Below are 657 nucleotides of genomic sequence, written 5' to 3' on the forward strand. Positions count from 1 at the left end.
TAATTATGGCACTGGCTTTCAGCTAACCCACGAAAATGCGGAGGCTAGCATTTCACAGGGAGTCATTGTGTCTATGCCATCCTTGGAATAAAGTAATGTCTATAGTCGAAATATCAGAAAAGTCATGGCAAGGAATCCTTAAGGTGCAAGAGGAAGCATATACAGGAGTTCCACCAGAGGAAGTCGATGTACTTAAAAGCAAATGGAAAGCATCGCCAGAAACCTGCTTTGTGTTTCAATCCAGCAGCAATGAGATTTTAGGGTACTTGCTCGCTCACCCTTGGAATTCCGATGAGCCACCTAAATTATTTGAAGAGCTTCCTCGTAAGTCTGCTGGTGATACCTTATATCTTCACGATTTGGCGGTAAGTAATAATGCAAGGGAGTCAGGTATTGGGAAGCAACTGTCAAGTAAGCTCATAGAAGTAGCTAAATTGAGGCAATTCAATCGTGTACTTCTTGTCGCCGTTCAAGGATCAGGGGGTTATTGGTCCAAGTTTGGCTTCCGAGAGGTTCATAATGCATCTATTTGTTCAAGCTACGGCACAAATGCCAAGCTAATGTCGCTCAATGTTCAGGCATAATCGGGTAGCCAAGGGTCTCTAACCCTCAGCCCCCACAACACCCTGCATGCGGCTCCGCACAGGGCGTTTCACT

1 protein-coding gene is annotated in these 657 nt (G+C 45.4%); it reads left to right on the forward strand.

The genetic code is table 11. The annotated features are described in order from the left end of the window. Positions 1-95 precede the first annotated feature (95 nt). Positions 96-584 (forward strand): GNAT family N-acetyltransferase, encoded by a 489-nt coding sequence (locus tag ACNKW3_RS19815; protein WP_227548990.1) that lies wholly within the window; start codon positions 96-98, stop codon positions 582-584. Positions 585-657 lie beyond the last annotated feature (73 nt).

Origin of the sequence: Glaciecola sp. 1036 (genome assembly GCF_050306235.1) — a bacterium.
Taxonomy (GTDB): domain Bacteria; phylum Pseudomonadota; class Gammaproteobacteria; order Enterobacterales; family Alteromonadaceae; genus Glaciecola.